Source organism: Enterobacter sp. MEB024 (genome assembly GCF_030209635.1).
Taxonomy (GTDB): domain Bacteria; phylum Pseudomonadota; class Gammaproteobacteria; order Enterobacterales; family Enterobacteriaceae; genus Enterobacter; species Enterobacter ludwigii.
On sequence record NZ_JARVRQ010000002.1, the window covers coordinates 49,362 to 66,766 of the forward strand.

Sequence of the window (17,405 nt, forward strand, 5' to 3'; positions counted from 1 at the left end):
TTAAACACTGTTTTGAAATATCTGGTCTGCTGATATCTCCATAATTTCTTCATAATGCATTTTCATTAATTTGCGGCTTATTTGACACGAATTGATAACGTAACAGGCTAGGCAAAAGTGTGATCTGGATCTACACTCTTAGCACGGGCAGAATTCGGCCTTAAGGTATTTAGCATTATTAGTATTAAATGTAGAAAGAGAAAAAACATTATGAAAAAAATCAAAACTGCCGCAGCAGCGATGGTGCTTTCCGCACTGTCTTTTGGCGTATTTGCTGCTGATGAAACCACCCCGACAGCCAGTGAGACCCACAGCCAAATCGGCATTGCGAAAGCCGCTGACGTTGAAGTCGGGTCTAACATCGCGCCAGCCTCTCAGTCCACCGGTCAGTCTATGAATGATGCTTTTGACGTCCATAAACTGGTTGCAGGTGAATGGTCCTGATGGGTTTTGCCGTGTTGTTATTGACGTTTAAACGCTAATTCAACGCGCCAAAAAAACCGGATTTTGTGGTACCGGTTTTTTCGCGGTAAACCTATTTGACGTAAACCTATCGTCCGTATTTCGTCCTGGCGATGAATACCCGCAAGATGAATACCCGCAAAAGGGTATTACGGATAACGACGTTATTCCCTGCGCAGTTATTTATATCCCCGTTCAGCCCCAAATCATTGCCGCCCAACGCAGAAGCAGCATCGCGCCGCAGATGGCAATCAGCACCAGTACCATTTTCCAGTGTTTTACGGCAAATCGTTTTGTTGGCATAACCTGATCCTTGTAAGTTGATGCGAACAGTCTACCAAACAGGGCGGGGAAATGCCCCTTCTCCAGTGGTGAATCAGGTTATGCCTGCTTCCGGTTCGGTTAGAACCAGTGGAATCGTTCTGCAAGAATCAACAATAAACCGGTGGCTGAAAGGATGTTCAATATCACAACCGTTCTACTTGATACGTTCATTGTATGCACCTTTGGGTTTAAAGACTTGTTCAAGAGTAGCCCAGCATCTCTGGAATGCGAGCACCGGAGATATGCGCCCTGCAAATTCATGCGAAAGTGCCAGCGCAGCAATCTGTCCGCAAAGGGTGCAATCTCTCTTTTGTTAGTGTTACCATTGCAGGGCTTGCCGTAAATCCGCATTTATCTGATTTTCGGTGGGTGAATGATCGCGAGCCAATTTGACGATTGTTGGTCAGATGGTGTCGTAATCTATTGTCAAATCACGATTATTTTCTTTGTATATGCTCTTATGTGTGGGGCATCACTGCAAATAAGGATATAAAATGCCTGTAATTACTCTTCCTGATGGCAGCCAACGCCATTACGACCACGCTGTAAGCCCAATGGATGTTGCCCTGGACATTGGTCCTGGACTCGCGAAAGCAACCATCGCTGGCCGTGTTAATGGTGAGCTGGTTGATGCATCTGACCTGATTGAAAGCGATGCGCAGCTGTCTATCATCACAGCGAAAGACGAAGAAGGTCTGGAGATCATTCGTCACTCCTGCGCGCACCTGTTAGGTCATGCGATCAAACAGCTGTGGCCGAACACCAAAATGGCGATCGGTCCGGTTATCGACAACGGTTTCTACTATGACGTTGATCTTGACCATACCCTGACTCAGGAAGATATCGACGCGCTCGAAAAACGTATGCACGAGCTCGCCGAAACTAACTATGACGTCATTAAGAAGAAAGTCAGCTGGCACGAAGCGCGTGAAACCTTCGTGAAGCGTGGCGAGAGCTATAAAGTCTCTATTCTTGATGAAAACATCTCTCATGATGACAAGCCTGGCTTGTACCATCACGAAGAATACGTCGACATGTGCCGTGGACCGCACGTCCCGAACATGCGCTTCTGTCATCACTTTAAGCTGATGAAAATCGCGGGCGCCTACTGGCGTGGCGATAGCAACAACAAGATGTTGCAGCGTATCTATGGTACCGCGTGGGCCGATAAAAAAGCCCTTAACGCCTACCTGCAGCGCCTGGAAGAGGCGGCTAAACGTGACCACCGTAAAATCGGTAAGCAGCTTGACCTGTACCACATGCAGGAAGAAGCGCCGGGTATGGTGTTCTGGCACAATGACGGCTGGACTATCTTCCGTGAGCTGGAAACGTTCGTACGCTCCAAGCTGAAAGAGTACCAGTATCAGGAAGTGAAAGGCCCGTTCATGATGGACCGTGTGCTGTGGGAAAAAACCGGCCACTGGGACAACTACAAAGATGCAATGTTCACCACCTCTTCTGAGAACCGTGAATACTGCATTAAGCCAATGAACTGCCCTGGCCACGTTCAGATCTTCAACCAGGGTCTGAAATCCTACCGCGATCTGCCGCTGCGTATGGCAGAGTTCGGTAGCTGCCACCGTAACGAGCCATCAGGTGCATTGCACGGTCTGATGCGTGTTCGTGGCTTTACTCAGGATGATGCGCATATCTTCTGTACTGAAGATCAGGTTCGTGATGAAGTTAACGCCTGTATTCGTATGGTCTACGATATGTACAGCACCTTTGGCTTCGAGAAGATCGTTGTCAAACTCTCAACGCGTCCGGAAAAACGTATCGGTAGCGATGAGACCTGGGATCGCGCAGAAGCGGATCTCGCCGTGGCGCTGGAAGAGAACGGCATTCCGTTCGAATACCAGCTGGGCGAGGGCGCATTCTACGGTCCGAAAATTGAATTTACCCTGTATGACTGCCTCGATCGCGCATGGCAGTGCGGTACTGTACAGCTGGACTTCTCCCTGCCGCAGCGTTTAAGCGCCTCTTATGTTGGCGAAGACAACGAACGTCAGGTACCGGTTATGATTCACCGTGCAATCCTCGGTTCTCTGGAGCGCTTCATCGGCATCCTGACTGAAGAGTTTGCCGGCTTCTTCCCAACCTGGCTTGCGCCAGTGCAGGTCGTGGTGATGAACATTACCGATTCTCAGGCTGAATACGTTAAAGAATTGACGCAGAAACTACAAAATGCGGGCATTCGCGTAAAAGCAGACTTGAGAAATGAGAAGATTGGCTTTAAAATCCGCGAGCACACTTTACGTCGTGTCCCGTATATGTTGGTCTGTGGTGATAAAGAGGTGGAAGCAGGCAAAGTTGCCGTTCGCACCCGCCGTGGTAAAGACCTGGGGAGCCTGGACGTAAGTGAAGTGATTGAGAAGCTGCAACAAGAGATTCGCAGCCGCAGTCTTCAACAACTGGAGGAATAAGGTATTAAAGGCGGAAAACGAGTTCAAACGGCACGTCCGAATCGTATCAATGGCGAGATTCGCGCCCAGGAAGTTCGCTTAACAGGTCTGGAAGGCGAGCAGCTGGGGATTGTGAGTCTGAGAGAAGCGATCGAAAAGGCTGAAGAAGCTGGAGTAGATTTAGTTGAAATCAGCCCTAACGCCGAACCGCCAGTTTGTCGTATCATGGACTACGGCAAGTTCCTTTATGAAAAGAGTAAGTCTTCTAAGGAACAGAAGAAAAAGCAAAAAGTTATCCAGGTTAAGGAAATTAAATTCCGTCCTGGTACCGACGATGGCGATTATCAGGTAAAACTCCGCAGCCTGATTCGCTTTCTGGAAGATGGCGATAAGGCCAAGATCACACTGCGTTTCCGCGGTCGTGAGATGGCCCACCAACAGATTGGTATGGAAGTGCTTAACCGCGTCCGTGACGATCTGAGTGAACTGGCAGTAGTCGAATCCTTCCCTACGAAGATCGAAGGCCGCCAGATGATCATGGTGCTCGCTCCTAAGAAGAAACAGTAAGGCCTTCAAGCAGCAAAACCTGTGGAGCCTTCGGGTCTCATAGGTTTTGTTCGCCTATGTTTCGTTTATTTAACAATGCGAAGTGGAAGTAATTAAGATGCCAAAAATTAAGACCGTACGCGGTGCTGCTAAGCGCTTCAAAAAAACCGGTGGTGGTGGATTTAAGCGTAAGCACGCAAACCTGCGTCATATTCTGACCAAAAAATCTACTAAGCGTAAACGTCACCTGCGTCCAAAAGGCCTTGTTTCTAAAGGCGATCTGGGTCTGGTTATCGCGTGCCTGCCGTACGCATAAGCCGTTAACGTTTAATTTTTTACTAAGAATATAGATACAGGAGAGCACATATGGCTCGCGTAAAACGTGGTGTAATTGCACGTGCACGTCACAAGAAAATTTTGAAACAAGCTAAAGGCTACTACGGTGCGCGTTCACGCGTATACCGCGTTGCCTTCCAGGCTGTTATCAAAGCAGGTCAGTACGCTTACCGTGACCGTCGTCAACGTAAGCGTCAGTTCCGTCAACTGTGGATTGCGCGTATCAACGCAGCAGCACGTCAGAACGGTATTTCTTACAGCAAATTCATCAACGGCCTGAAAAAAGCCTCTGTTGAAATCGACCGTAAGATCCTGGCTGACATCGCAGTATTCGACAAAGTAGCGTTCACCGCTCTGGTCGAAAAAGCGAAAGCAGCACTGGCATAAGCCAGTTGAAAGAGGGGGCTTCGCTCCCTCTTTTCATTTAACACCATCAGAAGATTGACTTTTACCCGTGCAACCTTTTCAATAAGGTCTTAACGGTTTTTTACCACACAAGGTAACGCAAGCATGAATGCTGCTATTTTCCGCTTCTTCTTTTACTTTAGCACCTGAATTCAGGAGGCTAGCGCGTGAAAGATGAAACGAAAAACAGCGCCAGATAAGCCTCCTGATGGAGGCTTTTTTTGTGTCTAAATTCGAGAGAATAACTCCACCAAATCGGTGTCTGCACCGACATAATGAGGAAAATCATGTCACATCTCGCAGAGCTGGTTGCCAGTGCAACAGCCGCCATTAATCAGGCCTCAGATGTTGCCGCGTTAGACAATGTCCGCGTCGAATATCTCGGTAAGAAAGGGCATTTGACCCTTCAAATGACAACCCTGCGTGAACTGCCGCCAGAGGAACGCCCGGCAGCGGGTGCGGTCATTAACGAAGCCAAAGAGCAGGTGCAACAGGCACTGAACGCGCGCAAAGCTGAGCTGGAAAGCGCGGTGCTGAATGCGCGTCTGGCGGCAGAGACTATCGATGTCTCCCTGCCGGGGCGCCGTATCGAAAACGGTGGCCTGCATCCGGTTACCCGCACCATTGATCGCATTGAAAGTTTCTTCGGTGAGCTCGGCTTTACCGTGGCGACTGGCCCGGAAATCGAAGATGATTACCACAACTTCGACGCCCTCAACATTCCAGGCCATCATCCGGCACGTGCTGACCACGACACTTTCTGGTTCGACGCCACCCGTCTGCTGCGTACTCAGACCTCGGGCGTTCAGATCCGTACCATGAAGGAACAGGAACCCCCGATCCGCATCATCGCACCGGGCCGCGTGTACCGTAACGACTACGATCAGACCCATACCCCGATGTTCCATCAGATGGAAGGCCTGATTGTTGATAAGAACATCAGCTTTACCAACCTGAAAGGTACGCTGCACGATTTCCTGAACAACTTCTTTGAGGAAGACCTGCAGGTTCGTTTCCGTCCGTCCTACTTCCCGTTCACTGAACCGTCTGCGGAAGTTGACGTGATGGGTAAAAACGGCAAATGGCTGGAAGTGCTGGGCTGCGGCATGGTGCATCCAAACGTTCTGCGCAACGTAGGTATCGATCCAGAAGTCTACTCCGGCTTTGCGTTCGGTATGGGCATGGAGCGTCTGACAATGCTGCGCTATGGCGTGACCGATTTGCGTGCATTCTTCGAAAACGATCTGCGTTTCCTCAAACAGTTTAAATAAGGGCAGGACAGAACAATGAAATTCAGTGAACTGTGGTTACGCGAATGGGTGAACACCACGCTTGATAGCGAAGCGCTTTCCAACCAGATCACCATGGCGGGTCTGGAAGTTGACGGTGTTGAGCCGGTTTCTGGCGCTTTCAATGGCGTCGTTGTGGGCGAAGTGGTTGAGTGCGGTCAGCACCCTAACGCTGACAAGCTGCGTGTGACAAAAGTTAACGTAGGCGGCGATCGCCTGCTGGATATCGTCTGCGGCGCGCCAAACTGCCGTCAGGGCCTGAAAGTGGCCGTGGCGACCGTGGGGGCTGTACTGCCGGGCGATTTTAAAATTAAAGCAGCGAAACTGCGCGGTGAGCCGTCTGAAGGCATGCTGTGTTCGTTCTCTGAGCTGGGTATTTCCGACGATCACAATGGCATCATTGAGCTGCCGCTTGATGCGCCTATTGGTACCGACATCCGCGAATACCTGAAACTTGATGACAACACCATTGAAATCAGCGTGACGCCAAACCGTGCGGACTGCTTAGGCATTATCGGCGTGGCCCGCGATGTGGCCGTGCTGAACCAGACTGAACTGAACGTACCGGAAATCGTACCGGTTGACGCTACCATCAGTGACACACTGCCGATTCAGGTTGAAGCCGCTGAGGCGTGCCCACGCTACCTTGGTCGTGTGGTGAAAGGCATCAACGTAAAAGCACCAACCCCGCTGTGGATGAAAGAGAAGCTGCGTCGCTGTGGTATTCGTTCTATCGACGCCGTCGTTGACGTGACCAACTATGTTCTGCTGGAGCTGGGGCAGCCGATGCACGCGTTCGATAAAGATCGTATCGAAGGCGGTATTGTGGTGCGTATGGCGAAAGAGGGCGAAACCCTGGTTCTGCTCGACGGCAGCGAAGCAAAACTGAATGCTGATACGCTGGTGATCGCGGACCACGTTAAAGCGCTGGCGATGGGCGGTATCTTCGGTGGCGAACACTCCGGTGTAAACGATGAAACGCAAAACGTTCTGTTGGAGTGTGCGTTTTTCAGCCCGCTCTCTATCACCGGTCGCGCACGTCGTCACGGCCTGCATACCGATGCCTCTCACCGTTATGAGCGTGGCGTCGATCCGGCACTGCAGCACAAAGCGATGGAGCGTGCGACGCGTCTGCTGATCGACATCTGCGGCGGTGAAGCGGGCCCGGTTATCGACGTCACCCACGAAGCGACGTTGCCGAAGCGTGCGACCATTACCCTGCGTCGTAGCAAGCTGGATCGTCTGATTGGTCACCATGTTGCTGACGCACAGGTCAGCGATATCCTTCGCCGCCTGGGTTGTGACGTGACCGAAGGGCAGGACGAGTGGAAAGCCGTTGCGCCATCCTGGCGTTTCGACATGGAGATCGAAGAAGATCTGGTGGAAGAAGTGGCTCGCGTATACGGCTACAACAACATCCCGGATGAGCCTGTTCAGGCGGGTCTGGTGATGGGAAGCCACCGTGAAGCAGATTTGTCTCTTAAGCGTGTGAAAACCATGCTGAACGACAAAGGCTATCAGGAAGTGATCACCTACAGCTTTGTTGATCCAAAACTGCAGCAGATGATCCATCCGGGCCAGGAAGCGCTGATTCTGCCAAGCCCAATCTCCAGCGAAATGTCCGCGATGCGCCTGTCCCTGTGGACCGGTCTGCTGGGGACTATCGTTTACAACCAGAATCGTCAGCAAAACCGCGTGCGAATTTTCGAAAGTGGTTTACGCTTTGTACCGGATAATCAGGCAAATTTAGGCATCTGTCAGGATCTCATGCTGGCTGGTGCCATCAGCGGTAACCGTTACGAAGAGCACTGGGACCTGGCAAAAGGCACGGTTGATTTCTACGATATGAAGGGAGATCTGGAAGCAATTCTCGATCTGACCGGTAAATTATCTGAAATTGAATTCCGTGCAGAAGCGATCCCTGCGCTGCATCCAGGCCAGAGCGCGGCTATCTATTTAGACGGCAAACGCATTGGTTTCATTGGCGTTGTTCATCCTGAGCTGGAGCGCAAGCTGGACCTGAACGGCCGTACCATCGTGTTCGAGCTGGAATGGAGCCCGGTTGCAGACCGCGTCATTCCTCAGGCCCGCGACGTCTCACGCTTCCCGGCAAACCGCCGTGATATCGCGGTTGTGGTCGCGGAAAATGTGCCCGCAGCAGATATTTTGGCCGAATGTAAGAAAGTTGGCGTAAATCAGGTAGTTGGCGTAAACTTATTTGACGTGTACCGCGGCAAGGGCGTAGCAGAAGGTTTCAAGAGCCTCGCTATTAGCCTTATCCTTCAGGATACCAGCCGTACACTCGAAGAAGAGGAGATTGCCGCTACCGTCGCCAAATGTGTAGAGGCATTAAAAGAGCGATTCCAGGCATCATTGAGGGATTGAACCTATGGCGCTTACAAAAGCTGAAATGTCAGAATATCTGTTTGATAAGCTTGGGCTTAGCAAACGAGATGCCAAAGAGCTGGTAGAGCTGTTTTTCGAAGAGATCCGTCGTGCTCTGGAAAATGGTGAGCAGGTAAAACTCTCCGGTTTTGGCAATTTTGATTTGCGTGACAAAAACCAACGTCCGGGCCGTAACCCAAAGACGGGGGAAGATATTCCGATTACAGCCCGCCGCGTGGTGACCTTCAGACCCGGCCAGAAGTTAAAAAGCCGTGTCGAAAACGCAACGCCCAAAGCAGAGTAATATGAACTAACTAAAAAGGCCGCTCACGCGGCCTTTTTTCTTTGCGCTCTTTGGTAAACCCGCCGTAAAATCAATTACATCACACGCTACTAAAACCATGTCCATGCTTGATTATGCCCATCGCCAGCACCGTTTAGATCAACGACACCTGTTTTTGCTCGTGCTGCTGCTCATTGTTACCGCAGGCGTTAGCCTGTGCGCCGGGGAACAGTGGATAGGGCCTGAACACTGGTTTGAGCCTGAGGGGCAGCTTTTCGTCTGGCAAATCCGTCTGCCGCGCACGCTGGCGGTGATCCTGGTGGGCGCCGCGCTGGCACTGTGCGGCACCATTATGCAGGCATTATTTGATAACCCGTTGGCGGAGCCCGGGCTGCTCGGTGTGTCGAATGGCGCGGGCGTAGGGCTGGTGGCGGCGGTGATGTTGGGCGGGGGGGAACTCTCCTCATGGGGGATTAGCCTCAGCGCCATTATCGGCGCGTTGCTGATAACGGTAATCCTTTTGCGCTTTGCCAGACGGCACTTATCAACCAGTCGGCTGCTGCTTGCCGGGGTGGCTCTGGGGATCATCTGTAGCGCGCTGATGACCTGGGCGGTGTACTTCTCCACGTCCTTTGACTTGCGTCAGTTGATGTACTGGATGATGGGCGGCTTCGGGGGCGTAGACTGGCGCCAGGGCTGGCTGATGGCCCTGCTGATACCGGTCTTGCTGTGGGCATGCCTGCAGGCACAGCCGCTGAATATTCTCGCGCTGGGGGAAACCTCGGCCCGCCAGCTTGGCATGCCGATAGGCTTCTGGCGTAACGTGCTGGTCATTGCCATTGGCTGGCTGGTTGGTGTGAGCGTGGCACTGGCCGGGGCGATTGGCTTTATTGGGCTGGTTATCCCGCACATGCTGCGTCTGTGCGGGATCACCGACCATCGAACCTTACTGCCGGCCTCGGCGGTTGCCGGGGCGGTAACGCTGCTGGTGGCGGATATCATCGCCCGGCTCGCCCTGACAGCCGCTGAGCTGCCAATAGGCGTGGTGACCGCCACGCTGGGCGCGCCGGTATTTATCTGGCTACTATTAAAATCCGGACGTTAAATCACTACCCGTAAGATAACCTGAGGGAATGCTATGCAGTCTGATATTTTGAATACCGAAGTGACCACCATTGAGGGTGAGAAAACCACGCTGGAAAGCTATAAAGGCAACGTGCTGCTCATCGTGAATGTGGCCTCCAAATGTGGCCTGACGCCACAGTACGAGCAGCTGGAAAACATTCAAAAAGCCTGGGAGAAAGACGGTTTCACCGTGCTGGGCTTCCCGTGCAACCAGTTCCTGGGCCAGGAGCCGGGCAGCGAAGACGAAATCAAAACGTTTTGCAGCACCACCTACGGTGTGACGTTCCCGATGTTCAGCAAAATCGACGTTAACGGTGAACATCGCCATCCCCTGTATGCCAAGCTGGTGGCGGCCGCGCCGACCGCCGTTGCGCCGGAAGGTAGCGGTTTTTATGAGCGCATGGCCAGTAAAGGACGCGCGCCGCTCTATCCGGACGATATCCTGTGGAATTTTGAAAAATTCCTTATTGGTCGTGACGGACAGGTGGTGCAACGTTTTTCACCGGACATGACGCCTGAAGATCCGATTGTGATGGAGTCTATCAAGCTGGCGCTGGCGAAATAATGACGTTGCTGATGCAGCTCACGGACATCGCCGATACGGGGCGTCTGGAGCCGATAACCGGTGCCATCAATGCAGGCGAAATCCTGCATCTTGTCGGGCCGAACGGCGCAGGAAAAAGCACCTTACTGGCGCGCATGGCGGGGCTGACCGCCGGCGCGGGGGAGATAACCCTGCTGGAGCATAACCTTGCTGACTGGTCGCCAGTCTCGCTGGCGCACAGGCGCAGCTATCTGGTGCAGCAGCAGGTCCCGCCCTTTGCGATGCCCGTCTGGCACTACCTGATGCTGCATCTGCACGATAAACAGCATACGTCGCTGCTCACTGAGGTGGCGGCGGGATTAGGGCTAGAAGATAAACTGTCCCGGCATGCCAGCCAGCTTTCCGGGGGCGAGTGGCAGCGCGTGCGTCTCGCGGCCGTCATTTTGCAGATTCACCCGGCCGGCAATCCACATGGCAGACTGCTGCTTCTGGATGAACCGATGAGCGGTCTGGATGTGGCACAGCAGGCCGCGCTGGATACCCTGTTAAGCTCCCTGAGCAGAAAAGGGATCGGCGTGGTCATGAGCAGTCATGACCTGAACCATACGCTGCGTCACGCCCACCGGGTGTGGCTGTTGGCGCGAGGAAAGATGATTGCCAGCGGCACGCGCGATGCGGTATTGACGCCGCCAAATCTTGCCCGCGCGTACAATATGTCTTTCCGCAGGCTGGATATAGAAGGGCATAAGATGCTGATTTCTACTGCGCAGGAGTAACCGTTTCTTGCCTGTTAACGCCGTTGCACGCTAAATTACGAAAAGAACAAAAAAAGCAGAGGATTCGTCTGAAAATGCGATTCTGGTTTCTCCTGATGGCCGCGTTATTTCTTGCGGGATGCAGTAGCCATCGTGCGCCGCCGCCTAACCCGCGGCTTTCAGATTCTATTACCGTCATTGCCAGCCTTAACGATCAGCTGAGCAACTGGCGCGGCACGCCCTATCGTTATGGCGGCATGAGCCGTGGGGGCGTAGATTGTTCTGGCTTTGTTCTGATGACGTTTCGCGATAAGTTTGATTTACAGCTTCCGCGCGAAACACGCAAACAGGCGGAAATTGGCACGGAAATCGATAAAGATGATTTGCTGCCCGGCGACCTGGTTTTTTTCAAAACCGGCTCGGGTGATAGTGGGCTTCACGTCGGTATTTATGATACCGATAATCAGTTTATTCACGCCTCGACCAGTCGTGGGGTGATGCGCTCGTCGCTCGATAATGTTTACTGGCGTAAAAACTTCTGGCAGGCACGACGTATTTAGTCTGTCAAAGAGCAGTCTCTTATGATGGCATGATAACTAATAAATCATGCCATTTTTTCTCAAATAAGAGGTTTAAAGTTAAATTTACGAAAAATGACTTATCTCCTCAGGTGTCTGTTTTATCTAAAACTGGCTATTACTGAGCAACCAGGATAAGATTATTTTAGATTCAGGGATAAATCTGAAAAATAATACGGAACTAATGAAATTAATCTTATTAAAATCAAGACAGTGGAATTGTGTCGGCAATTGCTCCAGGATGTCCTCTCTCATCTTTAATGCGGGGCGAGTGCAATGATTATTACGCTAGATAATGCTTACCAGTCTGAACTGATGCTTCTGCCTGCCCGTAATAGCGCCGGCGAGCTTAAAGGTTTAGAGGTTCTGGTTAACTTTACTGGCGTCGGTACCCACGTTCGGATCCCCACCGAACTCGTTATCCCGCGGCTTTCGGCTGAAGAAGAGTTAGCGTTGTTTAACGAGAAATTGCAATTGCTTGATACCTGTAAACTGTTTTTTATTCAGCATCAGTTAATTGCATGGATCAATATTACACCTGTAATTGTTGAATTTTTATTAAGTAATGGGAACGCTGTTTCAATACTTGAACGTTATCCGTTTCTTGAGTTTACTGTTAATGAGAATTATCCAGGTTTAAATAACGGGAAGGACGATCTGCAACTGGCGAGAATGGCAATCCATTTTCCGCTGGTGCTGGCAAACTTTGGCGCAGGCGCAGCGTCGTTGAAAGCCGTTTATGATGGATTGTTTAAACGGGTCATTCTCGACAAGGGATTTATCCAGCAGCGTGCTTCTGAACTCTCTTTTGAGCCTTTTATGCGCGCAATCCTCTGGCAAATAACGCCTCACTGTCAGTCCGTGCTCGTCGGCGGCATTGATGACCACGGTTTATTGCAGCGCGTCTTGTCCTTTAACTTTGGCGCAATGCAGGGGGCGCTCTGGCCAGCCGTCTCTGCAGAGCACGTCACCACGCTCGTTCAGTGATAACCCTCTCTTTCGCCCGTGTTTAAGTCCGGGTAAACCCTCTACACTAAAAGCAGGAGGACCTATGACCCTGTCTTTTACTGCTCACTGGCATGACGAGTTGCCGGGTTTTTATACCGCACTCAAACCCACACCGTTACAAAATTCCCGTCTTATCTGGCATAACGATCGGCTGGCAGATGAGCTGGCTGTTCCACCTGAGATGTTTCAGCCCTCCGACGGCGCTGGCGTCTGGGGAGGCGAAGCGCTGCTTGCCGGTATGCAGCCTCTGGCTCAGGTCTATAGCGGACATCAGTTTGGCGTCTGGGCAGGACAACTGGGCGATGGCCGGGGGATCCTGCTGGGCGAACAACGGCTGCCCAACGGAGAGACGATGGACTGGCACCTGAAGGGTGCCGGCCTGACCCCTTACTCGCGAATGGGCGACGGGCGCGCGGTATTGCGTTCGACTATTCGCGAATGTCTGGCATCCGAAGCGATGCATGCGCTGGGGATCCCCACCACCCGCGCACTGTCGATTGTAACCAGTGACACCCCGGTGGCGCGTGAAACGATGGAAAAAGGGGCGATGCTCATGCGCGTTGCGCAAAGCCATCTGCGTTTTGGCCACTTTGAACACTTTTATTATCGTCGTGAGCCGGAAAAAGTCCGCCAGCTTGCGGATTATGCCATTCGTCATCACTGGTCTCATTTCCAGGACGAGGCCGATAAATACATTCTCTGGTTCCGCGATGTGGTAGCCCGTACCGCAACCATGATTGCCCGCTGGCAGACGGTCGGGTTTGCCCATGGGGTGATGAACACGGACAACATGTCGCTTCTCGGGTTGACCTTTGATTACGGTCCGTTTGGCTTCCTTGATGACTATCAGCCGGGGTGCATCTGCAACCATTCTGACTATCAGGGACGTTACAGTTTCGACAATCAGCCGGCTGTTGGCCTGTGGAACCTGCAGCGCCTTGCGCAAACTCTGTCGCCGTTTATCGATGTTGATGCCCTGAATGATGCGCTCGACAGCTACCAGGACATTTTACTGCGCGAATACGGCGTGCTGATGCGCAACAAGCTGGGGCTGGTGACGCAGGAGAGGGGCGATAACGACATCCTGAACGCTCTGTTTGCACTAATGGAACGTGAAGGCAGCGATTACACCCGCACCTTCCGGATGCTGAGCCAGACTGAGCAACACAGTAGTGCCTCACCGCTGCGCGACGAGTTCATTGACAGGCAGGGCTTTGACGACTGGTTTGCGCTTTACCGTGCGCGGTTGCAGCAAGAGCAGGTCGACGACGCAACCCGGCAGGCGCAAATGAACGCGGCGAACCCGGCGATGGTGTTGCGCAACTGGCTGGCGCAGCGGGCCATTGAACAGGCAGAGCAGGGGGAGTATGACGAATTACATCGCCTGCATGTGGCTCTGCGTACGCCGTTTGCTGACCGTGATGACGACTATGTCAGCCGTCCGCCGGACTGGGGAAAACGCCTGGAAGTGAGCTGTTCGAGCTAGCCTGGGCGGACAAAACCTGACACCTTGCGGTGCCAGGTTTTTTTATGCCGATACCGCGGTCACTGTGCGACCCATCCGCCATCCATATTCCAGGCGGCGCCGCGGACCTGTACGGCGCTGTCACTGCACAAAAACAACGCCAGCTCGCCTAGCTGTTCCGGCGTAACAAACTCACCGGCGGGCTGTTTCTCTGCCAGCAGTTGCTCACGAGCGACATCCGGTGCGACGCCATCGGCAATACGTCTGTCGATTTGCTGCTGCACCAGCGGGGTCAGCACCCAGCCCGGGCAGATGGCATTGGCGGTAATACCGGTGCGGGCGGTCTCCAGCGCCAGGGATTTGGTAAAGCCCACCACGCCATGCTTGGCGGCAACATAGGCGGATTTCTCTTTCGACGCGACCAGCCCATGCACGGAGGCGATATTAATGATGCGTCCCCAGTTTTTCGCCTGCATCGCAGGCAGCGCCAGCCGGCTGGTGTGAAAGACGGAAGAGAGGTTGATGGCGATAATGTCGTTCCATTTCTCCACCGGGAACGCATCAACAGGTGCGACGTGCTGTATACCGGCGTTGTTGATCAGAATATCGACTCCGCCATACCGGGTTTCGGCGTAGTGCATCATGGCTTCAATCTGCTGGACGTCACGCAGGTCCGCATCGTGATAGCCCGGCGTTTTACCCCGTTTCGCGATTTCGTCTCTTGCCGATTCACTGTCGCCGAAACCGTTAAGAATCAACTGCGCGCCAGCCTTCGCCAGCACGCCAGCGATCCCAAGTCCAATACCGCTGGTCGAGCCGGTCACCAGTGCGGTTTTACCGTTCAGATTCATTTTATTCTCCTTACACAATGCCGGTGAGATAGAACACGGCAATGACAAAAAGCACCGCCAGACTTTTGATGAGGGTGATAGCGAAAATGCCGCCATACGCCTGACGATGGCTCAGACCCGTAATGGCAAGCAACGTAATCACGGCCCCGTTATGGGGAAGCGTATCCATGCCGCCGCTGGCCATCGAGGCCACGCGGTGGAGAACCTCCAGAGGGATATTGGCTGCGTGGGCGGCCGCGACAAACGTATCGGCCATGGCCGCAAGGGCGATGCTCATCCCGCCCGACGCCGAACCGGTGATCCCGGCAAGCACGGTCACGCTGATGGCTTCGTTGAGCAACGGGTTCGGGATAGCGGCGAGCGCTTTGGATAAGACCAGAAAACCGGGCAGCGCAGCGATCACCGCCCCGAAACCGTATTCAGACGCGGTATTCATTGCCGCCAGAATGGCGCCGCTGACCGCCGTCCGGCTGCCTTCTGCCAGCCGTCCCCGGATATTGCGAAATCCAAAAAGCAGTACCATGACAATACCCGCGATCAGCGCCGCTTCCACGGCCCAGATGGCGGTGATTTTGCTGACCTCGGTGACAATCGGCTTCGCCAGCCCGGGCAGGATAAGCTCATGGCGCGTCCCGTACCAGCCGGGGATCCAGCGGGTAAACAGCAGGTTGAGGATCCCGACCAGCAGCAGAGGGGAAATGGCGATCAGCGGATGGGGCAGATTAATGTTGTCCGGCGTTTCAGGTTCATTTTTCAGATCGGAACCGTAACCTTCATTGTTGTTGAGCGCCTTTCGCCGCTGACGCTCCAGCCAGAGCAGGCCAAAACAGAGGATAAACAGCGAGCCAATCAGCCCAAGCCACGGCGCGGCCCAGGCGTTAGTGCCAAAGAAGCTGGTGGGGATAATGTTCTGGATCTGCGGCGTACCGGGCAGGGCGTCCATGGTAAACGAGAACGCACCCAGAGCCACGGTCGCCGGGATAAGACGTTTGGGGATGCCGCTCTGGCGGAACAGTTCGGCCGCAAAAGGATAGACGGCAAAGGCCACCACGAAGAGCGAAACGCCGCCGTACGTTAACAATGCACACACCAGCACAATGACCGGAATCGCATGGCGGCGCCCGAGGATCTGGATCGCTGCAGCGACGATAGCGCGTGAGAAACCGGAAAGCTCAATCAGCTTGCCAAACACGGCACCCAGCAGGAACACCGGGAAGTAGAGCTTGACGAAGCCGACCATCTTTTCCATAAACAGACCGGTAAACGTCGGGCCGACGGCCCCCGGATCGGTCAGCAGCACGGCACCCAGCGCCGCGATGGGGGCAAACAGAATAACGCTGTATCCGCGATAGGCCGCAAGCATCAGCAATGCCAGCGCCGCCAGGGCAATCAACACACTCATTATGACTCCTCACTATCATTGTTATATTCGGGTACCAACGAGATGTCCGGGCGCGGTTAGCGCGCAAGGGTTAACGCAATGCCTTGCCCACCTCCCACACATAGGGTGACGAGCCCTTTTTTCGCGTCGCGGCGTTGCATCTCATGCAGCAGCGTGACGAGGATCCGACAGCCAGAGGCGCCGATGGGGTGGCCAAGCGCAATCGCACCACCGTTAACGTTCACCTTGCGTTCATCCCAGCCGAGCAGTTTGCCAACGGCCAGCGCCTGCGCGGCAAAGGCTTCATTTGCTTCAATGACGTCCACTTCATCCAGCGCCCAGCCTGCCCGGGCCAGAGCCGTCTGGCAGGCGCTGACCGGCCCGATGCCCATCACCGAGGGATCAACGCCGGTCACGGCATAACTCACGATCCGTCCCAGGATCGGTAACCCGCTTTCCCGCGCTTTTTCACCGCTCATCAACAGTACCGCAGCGGCACCATCGTTCAGGGTTGAGGCATTACCCGCTGTCACCGTTCCATCTTCACGACGAAAGGCAGGGCGCAGCTGAGCGAGTTGCTCAGCGGTGGTTCCCGGCCGGGGTTGTTCATCACTGTTGACCAGGCGCGGCGGCTTTTTACCCTCGCTCACCGTGACCGGAGCCATCTCCGCGTTAAACAGACCGCGCGCAATGGCCGACGCCGCTTTTTGCTGCGACCGGGCGGCAAAAGCGTCCTGCTGCTCACGGGAGATGCCATACTGGCGGGCAACGTTTTCCGCGGTGATGCCCATGTGATAATCGTTAAATGCGTCCCACAGGCCGTCCGTTATCATGCTGTCCTGCAACCCTGTATGACCAAAACGCAACCCTGACCGCGCACCGTCCAGCAGGTAAGGGGCATTGCTCATGCTCTCCTGGCCGCCAGCGATAACCACGTCGGCATCGCCGCAGCGGATAGCCTGCGCGGCGAGCTGCACCGCTTTTAAGCCAGCACCGCACACCAGATTGACGGTTGTCGCGGGCGTACTGACGGGCAATCCGGCCGTGAGAACGGTCTGACGGGCAGGGTTTTGTCCGCACCCTGCCGTCAGCACCTGACCGAAAATCAGTTCGTCTACCTGATCTGCGCACAGCTGGCTGTTCTCAAGCAGGCGACGAACCGCTACGGCACCCAGTTCAACCGCGGAAAGGGAGGAGAGCGATCCGCGAAAACTGCCTACAGGGGTTCGCGTGGCCCCGACAATCATGACCTCATTCATGTTCACT

20 protein-coding genes and 1 other annotated feature are annotated in these 17,405 nt (G+C 53.8%); of the genes, 15 read left to right on the plus strand and 5 right to left on the minus strand.

Translation table 11 applies throughout. The annotated features are described in order from the left end of the window. Window positions 1-210: 210 nt before the first annotated feature. Window positions 211-444: a YdgH/BhsA/McbA family protein gene (locus QRN24_RS02445; RefSeq protein ID WP_284942294.1), complete on the plus strand. Its 234-nt coding sequence runs from the start codon at window positions 211-213 to the stop codon at window positions 442-444. 213 nt (window positions 445-657) lie between these two features. On the opposite strand, the gene yniD is transcribed toward QRN24_RS02445, so the two are convergent. Then, window positions 658-765 (minus strand): small membrane protein YniD, encoded by a 108-nt coding sequence (yniD, locus tag QRN24_RS02450; RefSeq protein ID WP_008500658.1) that lies wholly within the window; start codon window positions 763-765, stop codon window positions 658-660. Between the two features lie 99 nt (window positions 766-864). Continuing rightward, the gene (gene yncL, locus QRN24_RS22695; RefSeq protein ID WP_071843307.1) at window positions 865-1,137 is read right to left on the minus strand and encodes a stress response membrane protein YncL; all 273 of its coding nucleotides are present in this window, start codon (window positions 1,135-1,137) and stop codon (window positions 865-867) included. Window positions 1,138-1,280: 143 nt separating this feature from the next. Here yncL and thrS point away from each other — a divergent pair, with 143 nt between their 5' ends. From thrS to selO, 14 genes are all read left to right on the plus strand, one after another. Then, window positions 1,281-3,209, plus strand: coding sequence for a threonine--tRNA ligase (thrS, locus tag QRN24_RS02460; RefSeq protein ID WP_014169692.1), 1,929 nt, complete (start codon window positions 1,281-1,283; stop codon window positions 3,207-3,209). Between the two features lie 3 nt (window positions 3,210-3,212). After that, the gene (infC, locus tag QRN24_RS02465; protein WP_023616141.1) at window positions 3,213-3,755 is read left to right on the plus strand and encodes a translation initiation factor IF-3; all 543 of its coding nucleotides are present in this window, start codon (window positions 3,213-3,215) and stop codon (window positions 3,753-3,755) included. 97 nt (window positions 3,756-3,852) lie between these two features. After that, the gene (gene rpmI, locus QRN24_RS02470; protein ID WP_003030583.1) at window positions 3,853-4,050 is read left to right on the plus strand and encodes a 50S ribosomal protein L35; all 198 of its coding nucleotides are present in this window, start codon (window positions 3,853-3,855) and stop codon (window positions 4,048-4,050) included. A gap of 50 nt (window positions 4,051-4,100) precedes the next feature. Then, window positions 4,101-4,457, plus strand: a complete 357-nt coding sequence (gene rplT, locus QRN24_RS02475) for a 50S ribosomal protein L20 (RefSeq protein WP_000124850.1) — start codon at window positions 4,101-4,103, stop codon at window positions 4,455-4,457. Window positions 4,458-4,575: 118 nt separating this feature from the next. After that, window positions 4,576-4,700 (plus strand) — a sequence feature (Phe leader region). Then, on the plus strand, window positions 4,581-4,625 hold the full coding sequence (gene pheM, locus QRN24_RS02480; protein WP_001386830.1) for a pheST operon leader peptide PheM: 45 nt from the start codon (window positions 4,581-4,583) through the stop codon (window positions 4,623-4,625). It overlaps the preceding feature by 45 nt. Before the next feature lie 62 nt (window positions 4,701-4,762). Beyond that, window positions 4,763-5,746 (plus strand): phenylalanine--tRNA ligase subunit alpha, encoded by a 984-nt coding sequence (gene pheS, locus QRN24_RS02485; RefSeq protein ID WP_020884406.1) that lies wholly within the window; start codon window positions 4,763-4,765, stop codon window positions 5,744-5,746. A 15-nt stretch (window positions 5,747-5,761) separates the two neighbouring features. Continuing rightward, window positions 5,762-8,149, plus strand: a complete 2,388-nt coding sequence (pheT, locus tag QRN24_RS02490) for a phenylalanine--tRNA ligase subunit beta (RefSeq protein WP_284942295.1) — start codon at window positions 5,762-5,764, stop codon at window positions 8,147-8,149. A gap of 4 nt (window positions 8,150-8,153) precedes the next feature. After that, the gene (ihfA, locus tag QRN24_RS02495; RefSeq protein WP_003857805.1) at window positions 8,154-8,453 is read left to right on the plus strand and encodes an integration host factor subunit alpha; all 300 of its coding nucleotides are present in this window, start codon (window positions 8,154-8,156) and stop codon (window positions 8,451-8,453) included. Between the two features lie 103 nt (window positions 8,454-8,556). Beyond that, on the plus strand, window positions 8,557-9,537 hold the full coding sequence (btuC, locus tag QRN24_RS02500; RefSeq protein ID WP_284942499.1) for a vitamin B12 ABC transporter permease BtuC: 981 nt from the start codon (window positions 8,557-8,559) through the stop codon (window positions 9,535-9,537). Window positions 9,538-9,570: 33 nt separating this feature from the next. After that, window positions 9,571-10,122, plus strand: a complete 552-nt coding sequence (locus QRN24_RS02505; protein WP_014169696.1) for a glutathione peroxidase — start codon at window positions 9,571-9,573, stop codon at window positions 10,120-10,122. Then, window positions 10,122-10,877, plus strand: coding sequence for a vitamin B12 ABC transporter ATP-binding protein BtuD (btuD, locus tag QRN24_RS02510; protein WP_284942296.1), 756 nt, complete (start codon window positions 10,122-10,124; stop codon window positions 10,875-10,877). The genes QRN24_RS02505 and btuD overlap by 1 nt, the downstream gene beginning before the upstream one ends. Window positions 10,878-10,951: 74 nt before the next feature. After that, window positions 10,952-11,416, plus strand: coding sequence for an NlpC/P60 family protein (locus QRN24_RS02515; protein WP_020884403.1), 465 nt, complete (start codon window positions 10,952-10,954; stop codon window positions 11,414-11,416). Window positions 11,417-11,710: 294 nt separating this feature from the next. Next, entirely contained in the window at window positions 11,711-12,421 is a 711-nt protein-coding gene (locus QRN24_RS02520) for an EAL domain-containing protein (RefSeq protein WP_020884402.1), read from the plus strand. A gap of 64 nt (window positions 12,422-12,485) precedes the next feature. Beyond that, a complete protein-coding gene (gene selO, locus QRN24_RS02525; protein WP_284942297.1) occupies window positions 12,486-13,928 on the plus strand; it encodes a protein adenylyltransferase SelO in 1,443 nt (480 codons plus the stop codon). Window positions 13,929-13,987: 59 nt separating this feature from the next. Here selO and QRN24_RS02530 read toward each other — a convergent pair whose 3' ends face one another. Genes QRN24_RS02530 through QRN24_RS02540 form a run of 3 tightly spaced genes read right to left on the minus strand, consistent with a single transcriptional unit; the run spans window position 13,988 to window position 17,398 of the window. Further along, window positions 13,988-14,758 (minus strand): 3-hydroxybutyrate dehydrogenase, encoded by a 771-nt coding sequence (locus tag QRN24_RS02530; protein WP_032681201.1) that lies wholly within the window; start codon window positions 14,756-14,758, stop codon window positions 13,988-13,990. A gap of 10 nt (window positions 14,759-14,768) precedes the next feature. Continuing rightward, window positions 14,769-16,163, minus strand: a complete 1,395-nt coding sequence (locus QRN24_RS02535) for a GntP family permease (protein WP_202815532.1) — start codon at window positions 16,161-16,163, stop codon at window positions 14,769-14,771. A gap of 53 nt (window positions 16,164-16,216) precedes the next feature. Then, a complete protein-coding gene (locus QRN24_RS02540) occupies window positions 16,217-17,398 on the minus strand; it encodes an acetyl-CoA C-acetyltransferase (RefSeq protein WP_284942298.1) in 1,182 nt (393 codons plus the stop codon). Window positions 17,399-17,405: the final 7 nt, after the last annotated feature.